Source organism: Escherichia sp. E10V5 (assembly GCF_004212315.1).
Classification (GTDB): Bacteria; Pseudomonadota; Gammaproteobacteria; order Enterobacterales; family Enterobacteriaceae; genus Escherichia.
The window spans coordinates 127,124-150,486 of record NZ_RHJM01000025.1 but is presented as its reverse complement, the minus strand read 5'-3'; the positions used below and the strand labels follow the sequence as shown (position 1 = coordinate 150,486).

Below are 23,363 nucleotides of genomic sequence, written 5' to 3'. Positions count from 1 at the left end.
TTATATCAGGACTAGTCAATATTGCACAACCTGGCGGGGATGAGAATCCCGGACCGGGTTCGACAACTGGCGGCAGCCAGTTGGACAGACCGCGAACGCAGTGAGCGGGCTGCCCGCAGGGCGACGAGGAATTTCCCAACATAGTCTCCTGTTGCGTTCAGAAAGGATGCGGTAAGCGATACCTTGTTTTGCAAAATCATTTTTGCATTAGATAATACCGAAATAATATTTATTATTTACCAAAGCAAAAGCTGAATATAAATGTACAAAGTGATTCAATTCTAACTATTGCGGGTAAATGGATGGGAGTATCCTTTAATAACAGACAGCATGACTATGCTCTTCTGAAGCGAGCACAAGACAAAAGAGTTTCCGATATTGCTTTAGGAACTCTTGATACAAAAGATCCTGATGCTGATACTCACCTGCTTCTTGTTGAAGCAAAATAAATCTTAACTCTTACGAAACAGGTTGGCATTCAGGCACTCCAGACTCGCATATGTTCATGATCTACAAACCAAGACTCAAGATGTCATATCTGCGATGAATTCTACAAATTCTAAAATGGAGGATAAAGCATGAACTTAACTGAAATTTCAAAAGAAATTGAAAAATTGAAATACCATATAAGTATCCTTGGTGACATAATCGATTACCATAATCATCCTGTGGAGTCATTAACTATTTCAATGGATTGGAATGAAAAAAACATTAATCGTACACATGATATATTTGAAAAATACGATGAAAAATTAAGCAACAATGAAAAATTAAAATGGTATGAATTTGAAAACGACTTAAAAGATGAACTCGATATTGAATACCAAATGGTAAAACAAGTTATTCTTGCTTTTTACAAAAACCATCAGTGGACAGATGTTTGTTATCAATATGCGCTGAGTTTTGGCCCCAACATACCTGCCGAGTTTTACCAAATTATTCGCCACAATAACTGATTGTTTATCTGGTAGTAGGCTAAATCTATTACCAGATAAATGCTTTTGTTCATAATCATTTATTTATCAACTAATCTAATGCACAAACTGATATGGCATTGATTCGGGCGATGAGGCAGTAAATTACATACGATATTAATAATAATCTTGCGCATGTATTAATATCAATAAGTATAGTTTTCATAATAAATAAATTTAAGGATATAACCATGTATAATACAAAGCGGATTGCCTGGCGTGCATATAAAAAAGGGTATCATACAGGGGAGAGTATAAAATGGTTTTCATATTTTCACTCAATTCTTACTGGAGCCTGCTTTACCTTTTTTATTGGGCTTTTTAGTGTACCCCCTGTTAATATCTCCAATAGTTTTCCGCTATGGTGGGCTACGTTAGGTTTCGCAATATCAACATTACTGAACACAGGCTTCTCATTATTTTACATATTCGCAAGTGACGAAAGGGAATTCATTTTTGAGCTACACTCATATAGTAAAGTCGGTAATTTATTGATTATTACTTCATTAGCACTACCAGTAATTTCATTTATCATGTTACTTTTTTATTACTCCACACATATTGGCGTAATTATTTTATTTGTCACGGCCATCATTTTATTGATAATAAAAAGAATGTTTTCAGAGATAAAATCAACAAAGGATAAAATAGAAAAGAGAAAATTATGGTCAATTGAAAATGATAAGTTTGATGATTATGATACAATATGTGAACATTATGACTTCCCAATTTTCACACCAGAAGAACAAACCCAGAGAAACATTGAGTTTTATTTCATTATAAAAATATGTAAAATCATAAAAAAATTTCAAGACAACAATCCTCAAATCGACAACATGGATAATATTGACTTTTTTAATAGCGAATTGCTCAACATTCTTCATGAAATGTATAACAGCATAAATTTCCACCCTGGAATTTTATCAAAAAAATCAAAGGAATTGATTTTATTAACCATGACTGACAACAATGAATTGAACAAGGAAAAAATCGCAGAAGAGCTGACAAAACTGAATGAATATATTGAGAACAGACTTTATTATTTAAAATAGCTATCCTGCATTGCAACTAAACCGGCTGTAGGTGGTTTTAGATAAATTTGCACTCCGGGCATAAACAGCAAAAACAAAGCCCGGTTAGCCCGGGCTCTGCGTTTGTAATACGCTTAACTATAGGCATGTAGCGTACGTTGGCAAAGTGCCGAACGTACGCAATCATTTTTGCCGAACCGGACGATCCCGACCATTTCATCTTCTTCGAAACGTTCCAGCGCATCACTTAATCCGGAGCGCACGCCGCGAGGCAGATCGCATTGCGTGATATCACCATTGACGATAACCGTTACGTTTTCCCCGAGGCGGGTTAAAAACATTTTCATTTGCGCGGCAGTCACATTCTGCGCCTCGTCAAGAATGACAACTGCATTTTCAAAGGTACGTCCACGCATATAGGCGAACGGCGCGATTTCCACCTTCCCTATTTCCGGTCGCAGGCAATACTGCATAAAGGAAGCCCCCAGGCGCCGGACCAGCACGTCATAGACCGGACGAAAATAGGGAGCAAACTTTTCTGCGATATCTCCAGGTAAGAAGCCAAGATCTTCATCGGCTTGCAAAACTGGACGGGTGACGATGATCCTGTCGACATCCTTATGTATCAGGGCCTCTGCCGCTTTTGCCGCACTGATCCAGGTTTTACCGCACCCGGCTTCGCCCGTAGCGAATATCAGCTGCTTACTCTCAATAGCCTTCAGATAGTGCAATTGCGCTTCATTTCGCGCCACGATTGGCGAAGTATCGCGACTGTCGCGGGCCATACCAATGGCTTCTACGCCGCTCATCTGCACAAGCGAGGTGACCGATTCTTCTTCACGCTGTTTATGGCTGCGTGAATCCCGTCTCAGCACACGTTTTGCTTCGCGACGAGCTTTGATCACTGCTTTTTGTCTTCCCATGGAGAGCACCTTGAGTTGTTTGTATTCATCACACGCGCCGTTGGCAGCGCGATTATGCGCACGAACATCAGAGGGTTGGCTTCCTTGTAAGCCATAGTTTGCTTTTGGAAATAACACCGAAAACGGCTACGCGCACCGTTCACGGCGTCGGTAACACAAGAAAAGGGAGGAAGTGAGTAAAAATACAGAGTGACGAAGTTGCTACCGGAGGAGAAATCTCCGCGTTTGGTCGAGCGTTGATTGTCAAAAACATGTCCAGTGCAGGACGTTACCATCCGCGATCTCCATAGTGACTGACTATCACTGCCGGGAACTACCGCTGTTACTTAATAAGTACAACAGTTTTCGCATTCATTGCAACAATATTTTTACTTGCATTTAACCATAAAACACCATTTCAGTGACATCACTTTCTACTGGAAAGATGACAGAGTGATGACAGTGATGAAAAAAGCTGTGTGCTTTCAGCAGGATTCGCAGTACTGGTAAGATGTACCTTGTGTTTGCCGGATGCGGCGTAAACGCCTTATTCGGCCTACCGAGCCAGCACCGATTGTAGGCCTGATAAGATGCGCCAGCATCGCATCAGGCATCAGTGCACGAAAGCCGGATGCGACGAACTCCTTATCCGCCTAAAAACATTAAACCTGCAATAGCGCCCTTCCCAGGTAATCATTCGCGTCCTTCACCCCCGGCAACGCAAAAAAATAACCGCCGCCGATAGGTTTGACGTATTCCTCCAGCGCTTCGCCATTGAGCCTTTTTTGTACTGTCAGGAAGCCCTTTTCCAGATCGTGTTGGTAGCAGACAAACAATAACCCCATATCCAGTTGCCCGGAGTTGGTGACGCCCAACGAATAACTGTAGCCACGACGCAGCATCAGACTGGACTCACTCTCCGCCGTGCGGGGATTCGCCAGACGAATATGGCTGTCCAGCGCAATCACCTTCCCTTCCGGATCGCTGGCGTAATCCGGCACATCGTGCTCATGCTTCATCCCCAGCGGCGCACCGGTTTGCTTATCACGACCAAAAATCGTCTGCTGTTCTTTCAGCGGCGTTCTGTCCCAAAATTCCACTCGAAACTGAATCAAGCGCACCGCCTGGTAGCTGCCGCCGATAGCCCACGTAGGCTCCTGCTGATCTGCCGTGACCCACACCACTTTTTGCATCAACTTATCATTCTGGCTGTCGGGATTGGCAGTGCCGTCTTTAAAGCCCAGCAAATTTATCGGCGTCTCTTTGCCTTTACTACGCGCCGCGTGATCGGAAATAAACCCTTCCCGCTTCCAGCGCACACTGAGCAAATCCGGCGTGTGTTTGATGATATCGCGCAGCGCATGGATCACCGTGTCCTGGGTGTTGGCGCAAATTTGTAGCAACACATCACCATGACATAACGCCGCATCAAGCGAGTCGTTGGGGAAACGCGTCATCTTCTGCAACTTTTTCGGCATCTGCGGCGCAAGCCCAAACCGTTCATCAAACAATGAGTGGCCCACCGATAACGTGATGGTGAGATTATCGGGCGCAATGTAGTCGCCAAGAATGCCGGAATCGAGTGGTGGCAGGCGCGGATTTGGTGTTTCTGGTGCCGCTCCGCCCTGAGTCAGAAAAGCAAAACGCTGAGTCAACAAGCGAAACAATCGTTCAAGATCGGCTTTATCGCTGGCAAGCACATCAAACGCCACCAGCATCATTGCGGCCTGTTGTGGCGTCAGGATCCCTGCCTGATGCTCACCGTAAAACGGCTGTTTCTCATTACGTGCATCCGGTGAAAGCGTACCCGGCGCACTTTGCGTTTTTTGTGCATGAGCGACCGGACAACTTCCCGCCAGCGCCAGCGCACCAATCCCTTTCAATAAACGTCGGCGTGACGGTTCATTCACGCCGTTTTCATCTTCATACTGCATAACGCTTAGTCCAGCCCCAGCACACCGCGAAGTTGCGCCAGATCTTCCGCCAGCGCAGTAATCGGCCCTTTCAGCGCGTTACGGTCGGCGTCGGTCAGCTTGTCGTAGGTTTCAAAACCGTCTTTGGTACGGTATTTCGCCAGAATGGTATCGACCTTTTTGAAGTTAGCATCGACTTTTGCCAGCAGCTCCGGGTTGGCTTTTTGCAGTTGTGGACGCAGCAGATCGACAATTTTCTGCGAGCCTTCAACGTTAGCCTGGAAGTCCCACAGATCGGTGTGGCTGTAGCGATCTTCTTCACCGCTGATTTTGCTGGCTGCCACTTCCTCAATCAGTCCGGCTGCGCCGCCGACCACTTTTGAAGGTGGGAAAGCCAGTTCACTGATGCGTTTTTGCAAATCGACCACATCGGTATAAAGCTGGTCAGCGTACGTATCCATCCCTTTGGTGGTGTTGTCGCCAAACAATGCTTTTTCCAGACGGTGGAAACCGGTGAATTTCGGATCGGCGGCTTTTTGCTCGTAATCATCTTCACGGGCGTCAATGCTGCCATCCAGATCGGAGAACAGTTCAGCAATCGGTTCGATGCGCTCATAGTGCTGGCGCGTTGGCGCATACAGTGCTTTCGCTTTTTCGATATCGCCTGCTTTGATGGCGTCAGTAAAGGCTTTAGTGTCGGTCACCAGCTGCGTGGTTTCTGCCATGACATACGCTTTATATGCAGTAATTGCACCACCAAGACTTAACAGCGCATCACTTTGCGCCGCATCCGCCGTTGCCTCACCTTTAACGATCAACTTCCCTTTCGGGTTAGTGAGCAGACCGCAGGTCATATCGTATTCGCCAGGCTGTAAATTCGCCGTCATTTTCTGGCTAAAGCCAGGGGCGATATTTTCCCGCTCTTCCACTACCATTACGCCTTTAAGGATCTCCCACTCCAGCGCCTTCTGGCTGTGGTTCTGAATGATAAATTGCGTTTTCCCGGCGTTAACCGTAATGGACATCGGTTCGCACTGCTTATCCGTCACGGTCACTTTGACCTGCGGCACATCAGCGGCGTTAGCCATAAAAGCAGAAGAAAACAGCGCAGCCACGCTCAACTGCAATGCGTTACGGCGGAAGTTAATGGTCATGACGAGACTATCCCTTTAAAGTATGTTGTAACTAAGCAAGAGTTTGCGTCGTATTCGTTATGCGGAGCGAGACGCTGTCGCCCCTGCACGTGGTGGCAGAGCAAATGCCACCAGCGCCGGGATGAGATAAATAAACCAGACGGCGACTTCGCTGACGCTCGGCGCTTCCTGATAACCAAAAATCCCTTCCATTAGCGTGCCGAATAGCGAGTGAGTTGAGAGCACCGCGCTCATATCGAAGGCGATTTCCTGAAAGTGGTTCCACAGGCCAGCTTCATGAAATGCGCGAATGGCACCAGCTGCCAGCCCTGCGGCGACGAAGAGAATAAACAGGCTGGTCCATTTAAAAAATGCACCAAGATTGAGGCGAATACCGCCCCAGTAGAGCAGGAATCCGAGCACCACGGCAGTAGCAAGACCGAGCATTGCACCCAGCGGCGGCCAAATCCCGACATCTTGTTGAAATGCCGCCAGCAGGAAAAAGACCGACTCCAGCCCTTCCCTTGCAACAGCAAAAAAGACCATCATCACCAGCGCCCAGCCATGATGATTTCCACGCTGCAATGCGCTATCGACTGCCTGTTCCAGTTGCACTTTGACGTTGCGCGACACTTTGCGCATCCAGAAAACCATCCAGGTGAGGATCACCACAGCGATCACTGCCACGATACCTTCAAACAGTTCCTGTTCTTTTTGCGGGAACTCGCCGGTAGTTTCGTTAATGAAGATACCCAAGCCCAGGCACAACGCAGCGGCAAGCAACACGCCAATCCACATGACACCAATCCACCGGCCTCGCTGGGTACGCTTAAGATAGCTGGCAATCAAACTGACAATCAGCGCGGCTTCAAGTCCTTCGCGCAACATAATGAGAAACGGAACAAACATGCCACCACCCTTAAACGTTTTTCTGAGTCAATCTATGCAAAGAAAAGTAAATCGCAGTGATAGCGATTATCATTACGGTGAAGAAAAATACAAGCGGAATGTTTATAAAATGATGTTGGAATGTAAACAAAGAGAGGTAATGCCCGGGATATAAACGATTATTCCAGGGTAGAAAGATGGGATTGTTTACAACGAGCCATGTGTTCTTGCCAGATGCCGTGTAAGCGCCTTATCCGGCAAGAACCACACAACTATTTTAATGCTGCGCAACACGCTGCTGAAGCCAAACAAAACCGCCGCAGGCTAAGTCCCTTAGCTTTCCTGCAACCGTGACGGCGGCGCTGAATGATAGTGCGCATCGGCCTCGGCAAAGCGTTTTTGCATCGCCGCTGACGGCGCTTTACCCAGCAAACTGAACACCACAATTCCAATGCTACCAAAGATAAAGCCCGGAATAATTTCGTACAGACCCAGCCAGCCGAACTGTTTCCAGACGATAACCGTCAGCGCACCGATGATCATCCCCGCCAGCGCACCGTTGCGCGTCATGCGTGACCACATCACCGAGAACAGCACCACCGGACCAAACGCCGCGCCAAAGCCTGCCCACGCGTAGCTCACTAAGCCCAGTACGCGGTTTTCCGGGTTTGCCGCCAGCGCAATCGCCACCAGCGCCACCACCAGCACCATCACACGCCCTACCCACACCAGCTCTTTCTGGCTGGCATGTTTACGCAGAAACGCTTTGTATAAATCTTCGGTAATTGCACTGGAGCACACCAGCAGCTGGCAGCTTAAGGTTGACATCACCGCCGCCAGAATCGCCGACAGCAAAATCCCGGCAATCCACGGGTTAAACAGAATTTGCGCCAGTTCGATAAACACGCGCTCGGCGTTCTGGTTTACCGCACCTGCTACCGACGGGTGCTCATTAAAGTAAGCGATACCAAAGAAGCCGACAGCCACCGCCCCTGCCAGGCAGAGGATCATCCAGGTCATACTGATACGACGCGCATGGACAATGCTGTGGTGAGAATCCGCCGCCATAAAACGCGCCAGGATGTGCGGCTGCCCGAAGTAACCCAGTCCCCAGCCCATCAGCGAGATAATGGCAACAAAGTTCAGCCCTTTGAGCATATCAACGTTTTCGATGCTCTTTTGTTTGATCACTTCCAGCGAGTCGCCAAACCCACCGACACTGATAATGACGATAACCGGCGTCAGGATCAGGGCAAAAATCATCAGGCTGGCCTGTACAGTGTCAGTCCAGCTCACCGCCAGGAAACCGCCAATAAAGGTGTAAAGGATCGTCGCCACAGCTCCCGCCCACAGAGCCGTTTCGTAGCTCATGCCGAAGGTGCTTTCAAACAGGCGCGCGCCTGCCACAATGCCCGAAGCGCAATAAATGGTGAAGAACAGCAAAATAACCAGCGCGGAGATAATGCGCAAAATACGGCTTTTATCTTCAAAGCGCCCGGTGAAATAATCCGGCAGAGTTAAGGCGTTATTATTGTATTCGGTATGCACACGCAACCGCCCGGCCACCAGCTTCCAGTTGATCCACGCGCCTAATGTCAGGCCGATGGCGATCCAGCTTTCGGAAATCCCGGAAAGAAAAACCGCGCCCGGCAACCCCATTAACAGCCAGCCGCTCATATCCGACGCACCCGCCGATAATGCCGTCACGAATGGCCCAAGGCTACGACCGCCCAGAATATAATCGTCAAAGTTTTTCGTTGATCGCCAGGCGATAAACCCAATCAATATCATGCCAAAGATATAGACACAAAATGTCACCAACATCGGTGTGCTAATAGCCATCTAAAGTCTCCAAAAATTATTATCGGCAATGTCGAAACTTGCCGTTATATCTGCCACCGGAACGGGGTAACAGAGTTTATGTTTTACCAGGGCGACCGTATCCTGCCGGAAGTGCTGGTTATTCACAATCGATTTAACACATCATTTACATCAAATTTTATTGCCCAGCGATACTATTTTTCATCAGGTTGCACTTCCTCACATTTTTTACGGTTGCACCTTTCAAAAATGTTAACTGCCGCAGAGAAAAAGTCTGCATTACTTTTTTAATCCCTGTCATATCGATTTCTTTTATTAACATTTCATTCATTTTTAAGCTTGCTACGTAAGTCACATTTAACGTGGTTGCACAAAGTTGCAACATAATAGATATTTCACGATAACGTTAAGTTGCACTTTTCAGAACAACAGGAGCAATGGCATGGGAACCACCACCATGGGGGTTAAGCTGGACGACGCGACGCGTGAGCGTATTAAGTCTGCCGCGACACGTATCGATCGCACACCGCACTGGTTAATTAAGCAGGCGATTTTTTCTTATCTTGAACAACTGGAAAACAGCGATACCTTGCCGGAGCTGCCTGCGCTGCTTTCTGGCGCGGCTAATGAGAGCGATGAAGCGCCGAATCCGGCAGAGGAACCACACCAGCCTTTCCTCGACTTTGCCGAGCAAATTTTGCCGCAGTCGGTTTCCCGTGCCGCTATCACCGCTGCCTATCGCCGCCCGGAAACCGAAGCGGTTTCTATGCTGCTGGAACAAGCTCGCCTGCCGCAGTCAGTTGCCGAACAGGCGCACAAACTGGCGTATCAACTGGCCGATAAACTGCGTAATCAAAAAAACGCCAGTGGTCGCGCAGGTATGGTTCAGGGGTTATTGCAGGAGTTTTCGCTGTCATCGCAGGAAGGCGTGGCGCTGATGTGTTTAGCGGAAGCGTTGTTACGTATTCCCGACAAAGCCACCCGTGATGCGTTAATTCGCGACAAAATCAGCAACGGTAACTGGCAGTCACACATTGGTCGTAGCCCGTCTTTGTTTGTTAATGCCGCCACCTGGGGGCTGCTGTTTACCGGCAAACTGGTTTCTACCCATAACGAAGCCAGCCTCTCCCGCTCGCTGAATCGCATTATCGGTAAAAGCGGTGAACCGCTGATCCGCAAAGGTGTGGATATGGCGATGCGCCTGATGGGCGAGCAGTTCGTCACTGGAGAGACTATTGCGGAAGCGTTAGCCAATGCCCGCAAGCTGGAAGAGAAAGGTTTCCGTTACTCTTACGATATGCTGGGCGAAGCCGCGCTGACTGCCGCGGACGCGCAAGCGTATATGGTTTCCTATCAGCAGGCGATTCACGCCATTGGTAAAGCATCCAATGGTCGTGGCATCTATGAAGGTCCGGGCATTTCAATCAAGCTGTCGGCGCTGCATCCGCGCTACAGCCGCGCCCAGTATGACCGGGTAATGGAAGAGCTGTACCCACGTCTGAAATCATTAACCCTGCTGGCGCGTCAATACGATATTGGTATTAACATTGATGCTGAAGAGGCCGACCGTCTGGAGATCTCCCTCGATCTGCTGGAAAAACTCTGTTTCGAGCCAGAACTGGCAGGCTGGAACGGTATCGGTTTTGTTATTCAGGCTTATCAAAAACGCTGCCCGCTGGTGATTGATTACCTGATTGATCTCGCAACCCGCAGCCGTCGTCGTCTGATGATTCGCCTGGTGAAAGGCGCGTACTGGGATAGTGAAATCAAGCGTGCGCAGATGGACGGCCTTGAAGGCTATCCGGTTTATACCCGCAAGGTGTATACCGACGTTTCTTATCTCGCCTGTGCGAAAAAGCTGCTGGCGGTGCCGAATTTAATCTACCCGCAGTTCGCGACGCACAACGCCCATACGCTGGCGGCAATTTATCAACTGGCGGGTCAAAACTACTACCCGGGTCAGTACGAGTTTCAGTGCCTGCACGGTATGGGCGAGCCACTGTATGAGCAGGTCACCGGGAAAGTTGCCGACGGCAAACTTAACCGTCCGTGTCGTATTTATGCTCCGGTTGGCACACATGAAACGCTGTTGGCGTATCTGGTGCGCCGCCTGCTGGAAAACGGTGCTAACACCTCGTTTGTTAACCGTATTGCCGACACCTCTTTGCCACTGGATGAACTGGTCGCCGATCCGGTCACTGCGGTAGAAAAATTGGCGCAACAAGAAGGACAAACTGGATTACCGCATCCGAAAATTCCCCTGCCGCGCGATCTTTACGGTCACGGACGCGACAACTCGGCAGGGCTGGATCTCGCTAACGAACACCGTCTGGCCTCGCTCTCTTCTGCCCTGCTCAATAGTGCACTGCAAAAATGGCAGGCCTTGCCAATGCTGGAACAACCGGTAGCGGCGGGTGAGATGTCGCCCGTTATTAACCCGGCGGAACCGAAAGATATTGTGGGCTATGTGCGTGAAGCCACGCCGCGTGAAGTGGAACAGGCGCTGGAAAGTGCGGTTAATAACGCGCCAATCTGGTTTGCCACTCCTCCGGCTGAACGCGCGGCGATTTTGCATCGCGCTGCCGTGCTGATGGAAAGCCAGATGCAGCAACTGATTGGTATTCTGGTGCGTGAAGCCGGAAAAACCTTCAGTAACGCCATTGCCGAAGTGCGCGAAGCGGTTGATTTTCTCCACTACTACGCCGGACAGGTGCGGGATGATTTCGCTAACGAAACCCACCGTCCATTAGGGCCTGTGGTGTGTATCAGTCCGTGGAACTTCCCGCTGGCTATTTTCACCGGGCAGATTGCTGCCGCACTGGCGGCAGGTAACAGCGTACTGGCAAAACCGGCAGAACAAACGCCGCTGATTGCCGCGCAAGGGATCGCCATTTTGCTGGAAGCGGGTGTACCGCCAGGCGTAGTGCAATTGCTGCCAGGTCAGGGGGAAACCGTGGGCGCGCAACTGACGGGTGATGATCGCGTGCGCGGGGTGATGTTTACCGGTTCAACCGAAGTCGCTACGTTACTGCAACGCAATATCGCCAGCCGCCTGGACGCTCAGGGGCGCCCTATTCCGCTCATCGCTGAAACCGGCGGCATGAACGCGATGATTGTCGATTCCTCCGCCCTGACCGAACAAGTAGTAATAGATGTGCTGGCCTCGGCGTTCGACAGTGCGGGTCAGCGTTGTTCGGCACTGCGCGTGCTGTGCCTGCAAGATGAGATTGCCGACCACACGTTGAAAATGCTGCGCGGCGCAATGGCCGAGTGTCGAATGGGTAATCCTGGTCGCCTGACCACGGATATCGGTCCGGTGATTGATAGCGAAGCGAAAGGCAATATCGAGCGTCATATTCAGACCATGCGTAGCAAAGGCCGTCCGGTGTTCCAGGCGGTGCGGGAAAACAGCGAAGATGCCCGTGAATGGCAAAGCGGCACCTTTGTCGCCCCGACGCTTATCGAACTGGATGACTTTGCCGAATTGCAAAAAGAGGTCTTTGGTCCGGTGCTGCATGTGGTGCGTTACAACCGTAACCAGCTGCCGGAACTGATCGAGCAGATTAACGCTTCCGGCTATGGCCTGACGCTTGGCGTCCATACGCGTATTGATGAAACCATCGCCCAGGTCACTGGCTCGGCCCATGTCGGCAACTTGTATGTTAACCGTAATATGGTTGGCGCGGTGGTTGGGGTGCAACCGTTCGGCGGCGAAGGGTTGTCCGGCACCGGGCCGAAAGCTGGCGGTCCGCTCTATCTCTACCGTCTGCTGGCGAATCGCCCGGAAAGTGCGCTGGCGGTGACGCTCGCGCGTCAGGATGCAGAGTATCCTGTCGATGCGCAGTTGAAAGCCGCATTGACTCAGCCGCTGAATGCACTGCGGGAATGGGCGGCAAACCGTCCAGAATTGCAGGCGTTATGTACGCAATATGGCGAGCTGGCGCAGGCAGGAACACAACGATTGCTGCCAGGGCCGACGGGTGAACGCAACACCTGGACGCTGCTGCCGCGTGAGCGCGTATTGTGTATCGCGGATGATGAACAGGATGCGCTGACTCAGCTTGCCGCCGTGCTGGCGGTGGGCAGCCAGGTACTGTGGCCGGATGACGCGCTGCATCGTCAGTTAGTGAAGGCATTGCCATCGGCAGTCAGCGAACGTATTCAACTGGCGAAAGCGGAAAATATAACCGCTCAACCGTTTGATGCGGTGATCTTCCACGGTGATTCGGATCAGCTTCGCGCATTGTGTGAAGCGGTTGCCGCGCGGGATGGCGCAATTGTTTCGGTGCAGGGTTTTGCCCGTGGCGAAAGCAATATCCTGCTGGAACGGCTGTATATCGAGCGTTCGCTGAGTGTGAATACCGCTGCCGCTGGCGGTAACGCCAGCTTAATGACGATCGGTTAAACAGGTAGCCGGAGGATGTTACAACCTCCTCCGGCATCTTTAACGTGGTCGAATCCCCTCAATAATAATCCGCTGCACGTTTTCAACCGTTTGATTGAAAAACACCTCATCGCGCAACGTCGCGCCTGTCACCGCCTCCACCTGAGGGGCAAAATCGGCGTAATGTTGAGTGGAAGCCCAGATCATAAAAATCAAATGCTGCGGGTCAATCGGCGCGAGTTTGCCACTCTTGACCCAGCCTGCAATCAGCGCTGATTTCTCATCAATTAACGCCTTCAAATCGCCCGTCAGTTCATCCATTAACAGCGGCGCACCTGCCAGCATCTCCATACAGAACAGGCGCGAAGCCTGCGGATAATCGCGGGAGACTTCCAGCTTCAGACGAATGTACTCTTTGATCGCCGCCAGCGGGGCGAAATCTTCACGAAACGCCTTTAACGGCGCCAACCAGATATCGAGAATTTGCCGCAGCACGGCAATATACAGTGCCTCTTTCGACGGGAAGTAATACAGCAGATTGGTTTTAGAAACGCCCGCCAACTCTGCAATTTGCTCCAGCCGTGTGCCGTGAAAACCGAATTGCGAAAAAGTGTCCAGTGCCGCGCTAAGAATCGCTTTTTTCTTCGCACTCACTGCGCGCGAACGTTTACCCGGTGTTTTCACTGCGCCTTGCGTCATGCGCTCTCCCCTCTTGTAGATTAGCAACAGGATAGCAAAACCCCCGTCTGGCCTCGACCTTCTGCACTCTCATCGCGCACGAACGCATGTTTTATGTGCAACTGTTTTGACCGTTTAGTCCACTTTTTACCAGTCATTTTCAACAACCAAACATTAATACATTAATAACATTGAATTTTTAAAAACTGGCATCCGCTTTGCCAACAAGCCATTACGCGGCTGAAAAGGATATGCAGGATGCAGCGCCCCGTCTGACTTTCACGTTATTGTTTTTCTTTATTACCGGCGGACACGTCCCCAGTTATCTCGGTTCCAGCGCGGCTTTTGTTGGCGTGGTGATTGCCGCAACGGGCTTTAACGGTCAGGGGATTAACCCGAATATCAGCATCGCGCTGGGCGGTTTTACGTTGGGAGGGATCGGTACAGCAACTTTTGGCGCGATTTTACTCAATGCGTTGTTAAGCAGAAAGTTGGTTGACGTTCCACCGCCAGAAGTTGTTCATCAGGAGCCATAAACAGAAAACCGCCGGGATTACCCGGCGGTGCAGATTGTTGACAACGTACGCATTGTTCATGCCGGATGCGACGTAAACGCCTTATCCGGCCTACAAAACAGTGCAAATTCAATATATTGCAATCTTCTGGTAGGCCTGATAAGCATCGCGCATCAGGCAAGCTTACATTTGTCATCAGTATCAACCGCCGGGGTAACCGGCGGCGATGGCTTTTTGACGAGCTAGAGACAAAAATGCATTCGTCATTGATTAGCCCGGCTAGTTGTCGCTTTTGCCGTGACTGCTCTTGCCACCTTTTTTACCTGCTTCAGATGCGCGCTGCGGGTCATTCTTGAAATTACCCCCGCTGTGCTGTCCACCTTTTTTACCTGCTTCTGATGCTCTTTCGCGGTCTTCTGCAAAATTACCTGAACCGCCTCGATGGTTTGCCATTACTGACCTCCGTCTTGATGTAGACATCATATTGCATTGCATAGGATTAACGCGGCGTATGGCGGTGCCATATTTTCGCTACGTGGGACTAAGCTTAGTGAACTGACGCGGGTGGACCCGCGTTTGGTAATATCCTGCAACAGGTTCTGAGCGAGAATAGATATCATTTCCAATAATTATCCATAAACCTCTCTTATGATTAAAAAAACGCTATGGGATAAAAATGTATCATTTTGCGACAAATTTACGCGCTTGTGAAAGTTGTTATAAATCAAATAAGTGGTTGTGAAATTTGCACTCTGAAAAGGACGTCTTATCTTTAAAAGAGTGGTAGCGAATCGCTACGGAATAGAGATAACACGAGGAGTGGTTAGAAATGGCTAAAGTTCTGGTGCTTTATTATTCCATGTACGGACATATCGAAACGATGGCGCGCGCAGTCGCTGAAGGCGCAAGCAAAGTCGATGGCGCAGAAGTTGTTGTTAAGCGTGTACCGGAAACCATGCAGCCGCAATTATTCGAAAAAGCAGGCGGTAAAACGCAAACTGCACCCGTTGCAACTCCGCAAGAACTGGCCGATTACGACGCCATTATTTTTGGTACGCCAACCCGCTTTGGCAATATGTCCGGGCAAATGCGTACCTTCCTCGACCAGACTGGCGGCCTGTGGGCTTCTGGCGCATTGTACGGAAAACTGGCGAGCGTCTTTAGCTCTACCGGCACCGGCGGCGGTCAGGAACAAACCATCACATCCACCTGGACGACACTTGCGCACCACGGCATGGTGATTGTCCCTATTGGCTACGCAGCGCAGGAACTTTTTGACGTCTCGCAGGTTCGCGGCGGAACGCCGTACGGCGCAACCACCATTGCAGGCGGTGACGGTTCACGCCAACCCAGCCAGGAAGAGTTGTCTATCGCACGTTATCAGGGGGAATATGTCGCTGGTCTGGCAGTTAAACTTAACGGCTAATCTTCAACAGGAGGATATGCATGCCAACTCAAGAAGCGAAAGCTCATCACGTGGGTGAATGGGCATCTCTGCGCAATACGTCGCCGGAAATAGCCGAGGCCATTTTTGAAGTCGCCGGGTATGACGAAAAAATGGCGGAAAAGATTTGGGAAGAAGGTAGCGATGAAGTGTTAGTCAAAGCCTTTGCTAAGACCGATAAAGATTCGCTTTTTTGGGGCGAACAGACCATCGAACGTAAAAACGTTTAATCAGTAACTCCCCCGCGTCTCGCGGGGGAGCTTTCAAATTGTTGACAACGTGCGCTTTGTTCATGCCGGATGCGGCGTGAACGCCTTATCCGGCCTACATAATCGTGCAAATTCGATATAGTGCAATTCTCGGGTAGGCCTAATAAGCGTAGCGCATCAGGCAATCTCACGTTTGTCATCAGTCTCATATTCCCCCGCTTCTCGCGGGGGAGCTTTCTGTTATTTCACCGCTTCATTCAACACGCTATCAAACTTATCCATCGGGCAGAAACCGTTGGCATCTATCGGGCAGCCGGTAAGTTCAAGCGTCACGCGTTGAGCCGGAGCCTGCAACGTTAACGCGTCGGCATTACGCAACTGTTCCGAACTCTGGTACACATACTCGATTTTCATCAGGTCGCGGTTGGCTTTGCTGTCATGCCAACGCTGGAAAACGATTTTGCCGCCAATCGGCGTGCGTTCGTTCTGGTCATGCAGTTGGTACGGTTTGAAATCCAGCGCCGTTAACAGAGAGGCAATGTTTGAGTCGTGCCCAACCAGCACTGTGATTTTCGGCGCACTGGCACGATCGGTAACCAGGGCTTTGTCGATATAACTGACCAGCGGTTTCGCGACATTGCGCGCCACTTCCGGTGAAGTAAACAGGCTATCCTGGTAGCCGTTTTTCAGTTTCGACAACACTTTCCATTGTTGATCTGATTTGATCTCCCCCCAAGCCACCTGATCCATCGGGAAACCTTCGTAGTATTGCAGGGTGAACGCATCTACCAGCGAGTTGCCCACTTTTAGCGGCCCGGAAACGCCTGGTTCTTGTTGATACTTCGCGCTAAAGGTATTTTTACCGTCCACCAACGAGCACTGCTGTTTCTCTTTGCAGGCAGGAGAATCTTTATAGTTAACGATTTTTTCCAGTAACTGGTAGCTGTCAGTAAGCTGAAGTTTACCGAGCTCTTTTTCCATTGCCGCCACCGCCTGCTCACTGAATGCGGCGGAATCATCGGTGATCACCGGATTAAAGGTTGGGTCCATAGTGCCCATTTTTTCCTGGTGGTGGACCGGAATGTCACACCCAGGGAATGCGCCAGTAATAAAGAATTGTGCGGTAGCGACGGTACGTTGCAGGCTGTTGGCATAGGCATAAACGGTGTCAGGCGGCGGGCATTCCCCCGAATTCACCATCCCCTGCTCCGCCAGCCACTCACGCATGTAATGGCCCATATACACTTCCAGCACGCCGCCTTTGGTCGTGAGTTGTCCACCAGGAACATCCCACTCCGGCCATTTATTCGGCGTCGACTGCTCAAGCACACTGCCATTATTTGCCAATGGCGCACGTAAATTATGACGGCTCATGAGTAGCACTTGCTGTAGCTGATAGCCTTCCGGCATGATCTGTGCCTGCGCATTCGAAGAGAGTAAAACCATTCCAGCCACGGCCGCAGCGATTAGCGTTTTTTTCATTCCCATCACCTCTTTAGTTATCAATCAATTAAGAGTGTGACAGAAATATGGCATTTTTCCGGGAACAGGTTCGCAATTTAGCAGATGACGAGGCGGGAAACCGTCAGGCGATAACGGACAGTAGTCGCGCTATCGCCTGGTTTGTATCGTTAAACTAATACCTGAAACAGCAAGGCAAAAAGAATGATATTGGCAATGACAATGGCCCAACCGTTATAAAGCATATATTTCAGGTGAGTAGATTGTGCCAGCCCCATTTGACCGAACATATCCGATGAAGGGAAGGGCCCAAACCAGTCCACTTGCGATGAGGCTAATAATACTGCCGTTGTACCCTGTGGCGGCACTCCCGCAGCCATCAACATCGGACCAAATATTTTATGCGTGAAGGTCATCTGAGCAACAGCAGCACCTGGCACATGACCGATAATATTAAAGGCAAAAATACAGAAGCAAAGCCATGCCGGAGATATCCCGGTTAACAGTGGTTGTGTGTATTCGAGCAATCCCTGATACGCCTGCAGGCTATCCATAAGTTCCAGAATCGGGTTATACAGCCAGTAGAGCAGAAACATCCACACCAGTCTGCCACACCCTTTATACAGGGCTTGCAGGATCCCGGTTGGGCTTAATCCCCCCACCAGCCCGGTGATCCACGCCACCAATAGCATAACGATAATGGCAAAACTAAAACCTGCTTTTATCACTACGCCAATAACCGCCATCACAATAATGGTTGCAGCAAATGCCAGGGCGCTGAGTTTGCGACGACGATCGCGGGCAGGATCCTCTTCTTCCTGAGTTTTCTCTGAGAGATCCACTTCGTAGTGTAATTTTCCTTCCGTCATCTTCTGAATTCGCCCGGCCATTATCCAGCCAGCAAATAACGTCACGGCGCTCATTGGCAGCCCGACGTACATCAGGTATTGCGGATAAGTCAGGCCGCCGAGTTGTAAAATCGTCACGGTACTGGGAGTAAATGGCCCGGTAAACAATCCCACTGACCCCGCCGTCATCATCAGTGCAGCCACTGTAGGCGGTGTCAGCCGTACTGCAGCCGCCACGGGAATAATCACCGCAACAATAATGGCATTACCGCCTGCCATAGTACCCAGCGCGCCACAGATAAGAATGGATGAGACAACGATACCAAATTTGACCCGTGTCTGGCTGGAAAGTCCGATACGATGTACCACAAATTTGACCAGTTCAACGGCGGCTCCGGTACGTGTTGCCACTTCACCAACACCGGCACCAAGCATGATGATCAGACCAACAGTGGCGATAAACGATCCCGTCGATTTTGCCAGCATGGCACCCATTTCAGGTAAGCCGGTGGAAGTCATTATCATCGCAATAATAATCGATGAAATAACCGCCAGAACAATATCGACGCCTATCAACGAGAGCACCGCTAACGCCACCAGTGGTGTAAAACCAAGCAGTCCGAGTTCATTACCTGGACGCCCCTGGCACCAGAACGCTATCAGTAAAAATGCAATCAATAACAAACCAATAATGACATTCTTTTTGGTGATATTTTGTCTGGTTAGTAAACCACCAGCGAGCATTGAGTCACTCATATAACTCCTTAACCCCATCGAATCGACTTTCAATATCAGCCGATGTATTTGGACAGCTCAGAAAATATCCCCCCTCGTTATTATTGTTAGCAAAATGCACTGAGGGTTTGTCCGGGTACTACAGGTATTATTCTGAGTTCGTAATTAACCCCTTTAGGTGGGCAAATAACGCATTGTTACCAGAACAGACGTTACAGATTAAATTTATGTTAACTTGGTGTTACCATAAAATGACTTTTTATCTATCGTCTATAACTCTGGGTTAACTCTTAATGAAACTGCGCCACCTGGAAATCTTCTATGCTGTGATGACATGCGGGACACTTTCACGGGCAGCGGAATCGCTGAATATTTCCCAACCGGCCGCCAGTAAAGCGTTAAAAAACGCTGAGCAAAAACTCGGTTTTCAGCTCTTTCAGCGAGTTCGTGGCAAGCTTCTTCCAACCAGCGAAGCGATCACACTTTTTGAAAAAGCGCAGTCGATTTATCACGAACTCGACAACCTGCGACTGCTGGCCGATAACCTGACGCGAGATCCGCGAGCCAGAATAGCCCTGGGATGCCTGCCAAGCCTGGGATTAAGTCTGGTGCCGGAAATAGTCACGGCGTTTTACCAGCAGAATGCGAATCTGGTCATGACACTGACGACAGAGCACACTGAAACGTTGGTTAAAAAGCTTGATCTGCGTGAGATTGATCTGGCCCTGACGCTACAGCCGATTCAACAGGGGGAAATTATGACGACGCTGATAGCCGAAGTTCCGCTGGTTTATATCGACCGGGACTATCGCCAGGGCGCAGTAGAAATAGACAAGATTGACCAACAACGCTGGATTTCTCCCGGCCCTCATTCCCTTTCCGATGCAATAGCTAAACGACGTGATTTTTTGACAACGCGCCTGAATGTCCAGACCTATTACATGGCCACGGAATTTGTAAAACGCGGAATGGGATGCAGTATTACCGATATTTTCTCTGCCCGTCATAACCTTCCGGCAGAGACGATTCACCCCATCGAACCCCCAATGAAAATGGACCTTTGTTTGCTACGCCGTGCCGACGTTTCACTTAGTCCCATTACACAAAAATTTGTCGATTTCCTTTGCCAGCAATTACGTCAGCAACTGCGAGCCATTAACCTTGAGTTATACCCTGAAAATAAAAAGTCAATTGCTCCTCAGGCCTAAATGTTTTGACATAACCCCAACGCATTTATTAGCGGTGGATATCTCAGGTGATGAAAAAACGCATTGTAATTATTGGCGGCGGGGTAATTGGTCTGGCAACAGCATGGGTGCTGGTAAAACAGGGCCATCAGGTACAATTGTTAGAACGCAACAGTCAGGCAGGTATCGCCACCAGTTTCGCTAATGGTGGGCAACTCAGTTATCGCTACGTTGCTCCTCTGGCGGATAAAGGCGTACCGATGCAGGGGCTTAAATGGATGGGGAAAAGCAACTCTCCCCTGAATATGCGTTTGCGCATGTCATTTAGCCAGTGGCGCTGGTTGCTGGAATTTTTATTGGCCTGCAATAGCCGGACAAATAAACTCAATGGCGACCATATTTTACGCTTATCACTGTTAAGCCGTCAGGTCATGGAAGAGTGGCTGCTGGAAGATAATCTTGATGATTTTCACTGGCGCCGTTCTGGCAAACTGATTATTCATCGCCGCCCGCAAGATTTAGCCAAAGCGGCAAAAGGCATTAATCAGCAATTTCAACAGGCTTTATCACGCGAAGAGTGCGTTCATCTTGAACCAGCACTAAAACATATTGGTCATTCATTGTGTGGCGGTATTTACTCTCCCGGAGATGAAACGGCGGACTGCTATAAGTTCTGCCAGGCATTACTTGCCAAACTTAATGCCAGCGCAAATTTTTCGCTACAAACCGATTGTGAAGTTTTGCAGTTGAATAAAAAAGGCGAGCGCATTGACTCCCTTACCACCAGCACAGGAACGCTGGTTGCGGATGATTATGTCGTTGCCGCGGGTAATGGTAGTAAGCATTTACTTGCCGAAACCGGGACTCACGTACCGATCTGCGGTCTTAAAGGTTACAGTCTGACGCTTCCCTTCCCACAAGAAATGGGGATCGCACCGCAAATCAGTGTCACCGACTACGGTCATAAAATTGTCTATGCCCGACTCGGTGAGCGGTTGCGTATCGCCGCTATGGTCGATATTGGCTATGACGGAAATGAATTGCGCCCTGAACGAATCAATGCCTTAAAGCAGATCGTAGCTAGCAGTTTTCCGCAACTGCAAGGCATCGATGATGCCGAATTATGGACAGGTATGCGTCCATCCACCCCTGCGGGTCCGCCACTATTAGGACGGGCGAAGTATCAAAATCTGTGGATGAATCTTGGTCAGGGCAGTCTGGGTTTTACGCTGGCGGCAGGTAGTGCCGTAGTGTTAGGCGCGCTGCTGTCGGGCGAAGATCCCGCAATTTCCCTTGATGGACTGACATGGAGCCAATCAGCTTGAATATCAAACGTAATAACCCACAACCTCGTCTTGCCGCCAGTGTGGAATATGGCAATCTTGTATTTCTCTCCGGTCAGACACCGAAGAGCAATACTCCTGACATCGCGCAACAAACGCGCGAAGTGCTGGAGAAAATCGACGCATTACTTGCTGAAGCTGGCAGTGATAAATTTCATCTCTTGTCCGCTCAGGTATGGCTGAAAGATATCAGCCGCGATTTTGCCGATTTCAACGACGTATGGGTTAACTGGATGCCAGAAGGATATAGCCCGGCACGTGCTGCCGTGCAGGCTGAGATGGCCCGCCCGGAGATTCTGGTTGAAGTGATGATCACTGCGGTAAAAGCAGGATAATTCACCATTTTCCGCCCCCTGACAACGTCGTCATGGGGCATCTATGAAGGTTAAACGTCCCCTCTTTTACCTGCCAAAATTCAGGCTGAAAATATCATTTTTAGTTATGTTTTTATCACTGGCCTACGATTTTTTCTGATTTCCCCTACACTTAACTCTGATACCTTGTCAGGGGTTTCCCTTTGTCTGTATTGATTTACGCGAGATAACGCTATGGAATTAAAGGATTATTACGCCATCATGGGCGTGAAACCGACGGACGATCTCAAGACAATCAAGACCGCCTATCGTCGACTGGCCCGCAAATACCATCCTGATGTCAGCAAAGAGCCCGATGCCGAAGCCCGCTTCAAAGAGGTTGCTGAAGCCTGGGAAGTGCTAAGTGATGAACAGCGTCGCGCTGAATATGATCAGATGTGGCAGCATCGCAACGATCCGCAATTCAACCGCCAGTTCCAGCATGGCGACGGTCAGAGTTTCAATGCCGAAGATTTTGACGATATCTTCTCGTCAATTTTCGGTCAACATGCCCGCCAGAGCCGTCAACGCCCCGCCACACGTGGCCACGATATTGAAATTGAAGTTGCGGTATTCCTGGAAGAAACGCTTACTGAGCACAAACGTACCATCAGCTATAACCTGCCGGTTTATAACGCCTTTGGCATGATCGAACAGGAAATCCCGAAAACGCTGAATGTGAAGATCCCGGCGGGCGTCGGCAATGGTCAACGTATCCGCCTGAAAGGCCAGGGGACGCCAGGCGAAAACGGTGGTCCAAATGGCGACCTGTGGCTGGTGATTCATATAGCCCCGCATCCGTTGTTTGATATTGTCGGTCAGGATCTGGAAATTGTGGTGCCGGTTAGCCCGTGGGAAGCGGCTCTGGGTAGCAAAGTCACTGTACCAACGCTGAAAGAAAGCATTTTGTTGACCATTCCGCCAGGCAGTCAGGCCGGGCAACGATTGCGCATTAAAGGCAAAGGTCTGGTAAGCAAAAAACAGACTGGTGACTTGTATGCTGTGCTGAAAATCGTCATGCCGCCGAAACCGGATGAAAATACTGCCGCGCTGTGGCAACAACTGGCAGACGCCCAGTCGTCTTTTGATCCACGTAAAGATTGGGGGAAAGCATAATGGCTCATGTTACGGTGACTTTTACCATTACCGAGTTTTGCCTGCATACCGGCATTTCTGAAGAGGAGTTGAATGAAATTGTCGGTTTGGGGGTGGTTGAACCGAGAGAGATCCAGGAAACAACCTGGGTATTTGATGACCATGCCGCCATTGTGGTGCAACGCGCGGTACGTCTACGTCAGGAACTGGCGCTGGACTGGCCGGGGATCGCGGTGGCGCTAACGTTAATGGATGATATTGCACATCTGAAACAGGAAAACCGTCTGTTACGCCAGCGGCTTTCCCGGTTTGTGGCTCACCCGTGAGTGTGGCTGCCGGATGCGACGCTTAACGCGTCTTATCAGGCCTACAAAAATCACCGTTCCCGTAGGCCGGATAAGCCGTTCACGCCGCATCCGGCAGCTATGCCATAATGCCTGATGCGAGGC

Annotated in this window: 20 protein-coding genes and 1 pseudogene; 11 read left to right on the top strand and 10 right to left on the bottom strand. The window is 49.9% G+C overall.

Going from position 1 to position 23,363, the window contains the following annotated elements; genetic code table 11:
- The first annotated feature begins 578 nt into the window (after positions 1 to 578).
- A complete protein-coding gene (locus D9738_RS18350; RefSeq protein ID WP_130205450.1) occupies positions 579 to 956 on the top strand; it encodes a DUF1878 family protein in 378 nt (125 codons plus the stop codon).
- Positions 957 to 1,165: 209 nt separating this feature from the next.
- A complete protein-coding gene (locus tag D9738_RS18345) occupies positions 1,166 to 2,026 on the top strand; it encodes a hypothetical protein (protein WP_130260816.1) in 861 nt (286 codons plus the stop codon).
- Positions 2,027 to 2,139: 113 nt separating this feature from the next.
- On the opposite strand, the gene phoH is transcribed toward D9738_RS18345, so the two are convergent.
- From phoH to D9738_RS24805, 6 genes are all read right to left on the bottom strand, one after another.
- Entirely contained in the window at positions 2,140 to 2,928 is a 789-nt protein-coding gene (gene phoH, locus D9738_RS18340) for a phosphate starvation-inducible protein PhoH (protein WP_167850467.1), read from the bottom strand.
- A 641-nt stretch (positions 2,929 to 3,569) separates the two neighbouring features.
- Positions 3,570 to 4,841, bottom strand: a complete 1,272-nt coding sequence (gene efeB / locus D9738_RS18335; protein ID WP_130260815.1) for an iron uptake transporter deferrochelatase/peroxidase subunit — start codon at positions 4,839 to 4,841, stop codon at positions 3,570 to 3,572.
- A gap of 5 nt (positions 4,842 to 4,846) precedes the next feature.
- Positions 4,847 to 5,974 carry an iron uptake system protein EfeO gene (gene efeO, locus D9738_RS18330; RefSeq protein WP_130205442.1) on the bottom strand — a complete coding sequence of 376 codons (1,128 nt, stop codon included), beginning with the start codon at positions 5,972 to 5,974 and terminating at the stop codon, positions 4,847 to 4,849.
- 57 nt (positions 5,975 to 6,031) lie between these two features.
- On the bottom strand, positions 6,032 to 6,862 hold the full coding sequence (gene efeU / locus D9738_RS18325; RefSeq protein ID WP_000497942.1) for an iron uptake transporter permease EfeU: 831 nt from the start codon (positions 6,860 to 6,862) through the stop codon (positions 6,032 to 6,034).
- 312 nt (positions 6,863 to 7,174) lie between these two features.
- Positions 7,175 to 8,683 carry a sodium/proline symporter PutP gene (gene putP, locus D9738_RS18320; RefSeq protein WP_130260814.1) on the bottom strand — a complete coding sequence of 503 codons (1,509 nt, stop codon included), beginning with the start codon at positions 8,681 to 8,683 and terminating at the stop codon, positions 7,175 to 7,177.
- Positions 8,684 to 8,840: 157 nt separating this feature from the next.
- Complete coding sequence (locus tag D9738_RS24805) at positions 8,841 to 9,047, bottom strand: hypothetical protein (protein WP_138211679.1); 207 nt, start codon at positions 9,045 to 9,047, stop codon at positions 8,841 to 8,843.
- Positions 9,048 to 9,104: 57 nt separating this feature from the next.
- Between D9738_RS24805 and putA the strand changes: the two genes are divergently transcribed.
- Entirely contained in the window at positions 9,105 to 13,067 is a 3,963-nt protein-coding gene (gene putA / locus D9738_RS18315) for a trifunctional transcriptional regulator/proline dehydrogenase/L-glutamate gamma-semialdehyde dehydrogenase (RefSeq protein WP_130260813.1), read from the top strand.
- A 39-nt stretch (positions 13,068 to 13,106) separates the two neighbouring features.
- Here the strand turns inward: putA and rutR are convergent, their stop codons facing one another.
- On the bottom strand, positions 13,107 to 13,745 hold the full coding sequence (gene rutR, locus D9738_RS18310; protein WP_130260812.1) for an HTH-type transcriptional regulator RutR: 639 nt from the start codon (positions 13,743 to 13,745) through the stop codon (positions 13,107 to 13,109).
- Between the two features lie 260 nt (positions 13,746 to 14,005).
- Between rutR and D9738_RS25210 the strand changes: the two are divergent.
- Positions 14,006 to 14,260: pseudogene (locus tag D9738_RS25210) on the top strand (solute carrier family 23 protein); the annotation flags it as partial.
- A gap of 258 nt (positions 14,261 to 14,518) precedes the next feature.
- On the opposite strand, the gene D9738_RS18300 reads toward D9738_RS25210, so the two are convergent.
- Positions 14,519 to 14,692, bottom strand: coding sequence for a general stress protein (locus tag D9738_RS18300; protein ID WP_001273658.1), 174 nt, complete (start codon positions 14,690 to 14,692; stop codon positions 14,519 to 14,521).
- A 376-nt stretch (positions 14,693 to 15,068) separates the two neighbouring features.
- Here D9738_RS18300 and wrbA point away from each other — a divergent pair, with 376 nt between their 5' ends.
- Both wrbA and D9738_RS18290 read left to right on the top strand, forming a co-directional pair.
- Complete coding sequence (wrbA, locus tag D9738_RS18295) at positions 15,069 to 15,665, top strand: NAD(P)H:quinone oxidoreductase (RefSeq protein WP_001151442.1); 597 nt, start codon at positions 15,069 to 15,071, stop codon at positions 15,663 to 15,665.
- Between the two features lie 20 nt (positions 15,666 to 15,685).
- The gene (locus tag D9738_RS18290) at positions 15,686 to 15,913 is read left to right on the top strand and encodes a YccJ family protein (RefSeq protein WP_001143120.1); all 228 of its coding nucleotides are present in this window, start codon (positions 15,686 to 15,688) and stop codon (positions 15,911 to 15,913) included.
- Between the two features lie 219 nt (positions 15,914 to 16,132).
- On the opposite strand, the gene agp is transcribed toward D9738_RS18290, so the two are convergent.
- Both agp and D9738_RS18280 read right to left on the bottom strand, forming a co-directional pair.
- Positions 16,133 to 17,374, bottom strand: a complete 1,242-nt coding sequence (gene agp / locus D9738_RS18285) for a bifunctional glucose-1-phosphatase/inositol phosphatase (RefSeq protein ID WP_130260811.1) — start codon at positions 17,372 to 17,374, stop codon at positions 16,133 to 16,135.
- Between the two features lie 149 nt (positions 17,375 to 17,523).
- On the bottom strand, positions 17,524 to 18,957 hold the full coding sequence (locus tag D9738_RS18280) for a gluconate:proton symporter (protein WP_130260810.1): 1,434 nt from the start codon (positions 18,955 to 18,957) through the stop codon (positions 17,524 to 17,526).
- Between the two features lie 272 nt (positions 18,958 to 19,229).
- Here D9738_RS18280 and D9738_RS18275 point away from each other — a divergent pair, with 272 nt between their 5' ends.
- The 5 genes from D9738_RS18275 (at position 19,230) to cbpM (ending at position 23,240) form a co-directional block, all read left to right on the top strand.
- Positions 19,230 to 20,144 carry a LysR family transcriptional regulator gene (locus D9738_RS18275; protein WP_130260809.1) on the top strand — a complete coding sequence of 305 codons (915 nt, stop codon included), beginning with the start codon at positions 19,230 to 19,232 and terminating at the stop codon, positions 20,142 to 20,144.
- Between the two features lie 50 nt (positions 20,145 to 20,194).
- Positions 20,195 to 21,448 carry a D-amino acid dehydrogenase gene (locus D9738_RS18270; protein ID WP_130260808.1) on the top strand — a complete coding sequence of 418 codons (1,254 nt, stop codon included), beginning with the start codon at positions 20,195 to 20,197 and terminating at the stop codon, positions 21,446 to 21,448.
- Positions 21,445 to 21,801 (top strand): RidA family protein, encoded by a 357-nt coding sequence (locus D9738_RS18265; RefSeq protein WP_130260807.1) that lies wholly within the window; start codon positions 21,445 to 21,447, stop codon positions 21,799 to 21,801. Before D9738_RS18270 ends, D9738_RS18265 begins: the two co-directional genes overlap by 4 nt.
- 213 nt (positions 21,802 to 22,014) lie before the next feature.
- Positions 22,015 to 22,935: a curved DNA-binding protein gene (gene cbpA, locus D9738_RS18260; RefSeq protein WP_130205426.1), complete on the top strand. Its 921-nt coding sequence runs from the start codon at positions 22,015 to 22,017 to the stop codon at positions 22,933 to 22,935.
- Positions 22,935 to 23,240 carry a chaperone modulator CbpM gene (cbpM, locus tag D9738_RS18255; RefSeq protein ID WP_130205424.1) on the top strand — a complete coding sequence of 102 codons (306 nt, stop codon included), beginning with the start codon at positions 22,935 to 22,937 and terminating at the stop codon, positions 23,238 to 23,240. The genes cbpA and cbpM overlap by 1 nt, the downstream gene beginning before the upstream one ends.
- The last annotated feature ends 123 nt before the right edge of the window (positions 23,241 to 23,363 follow it).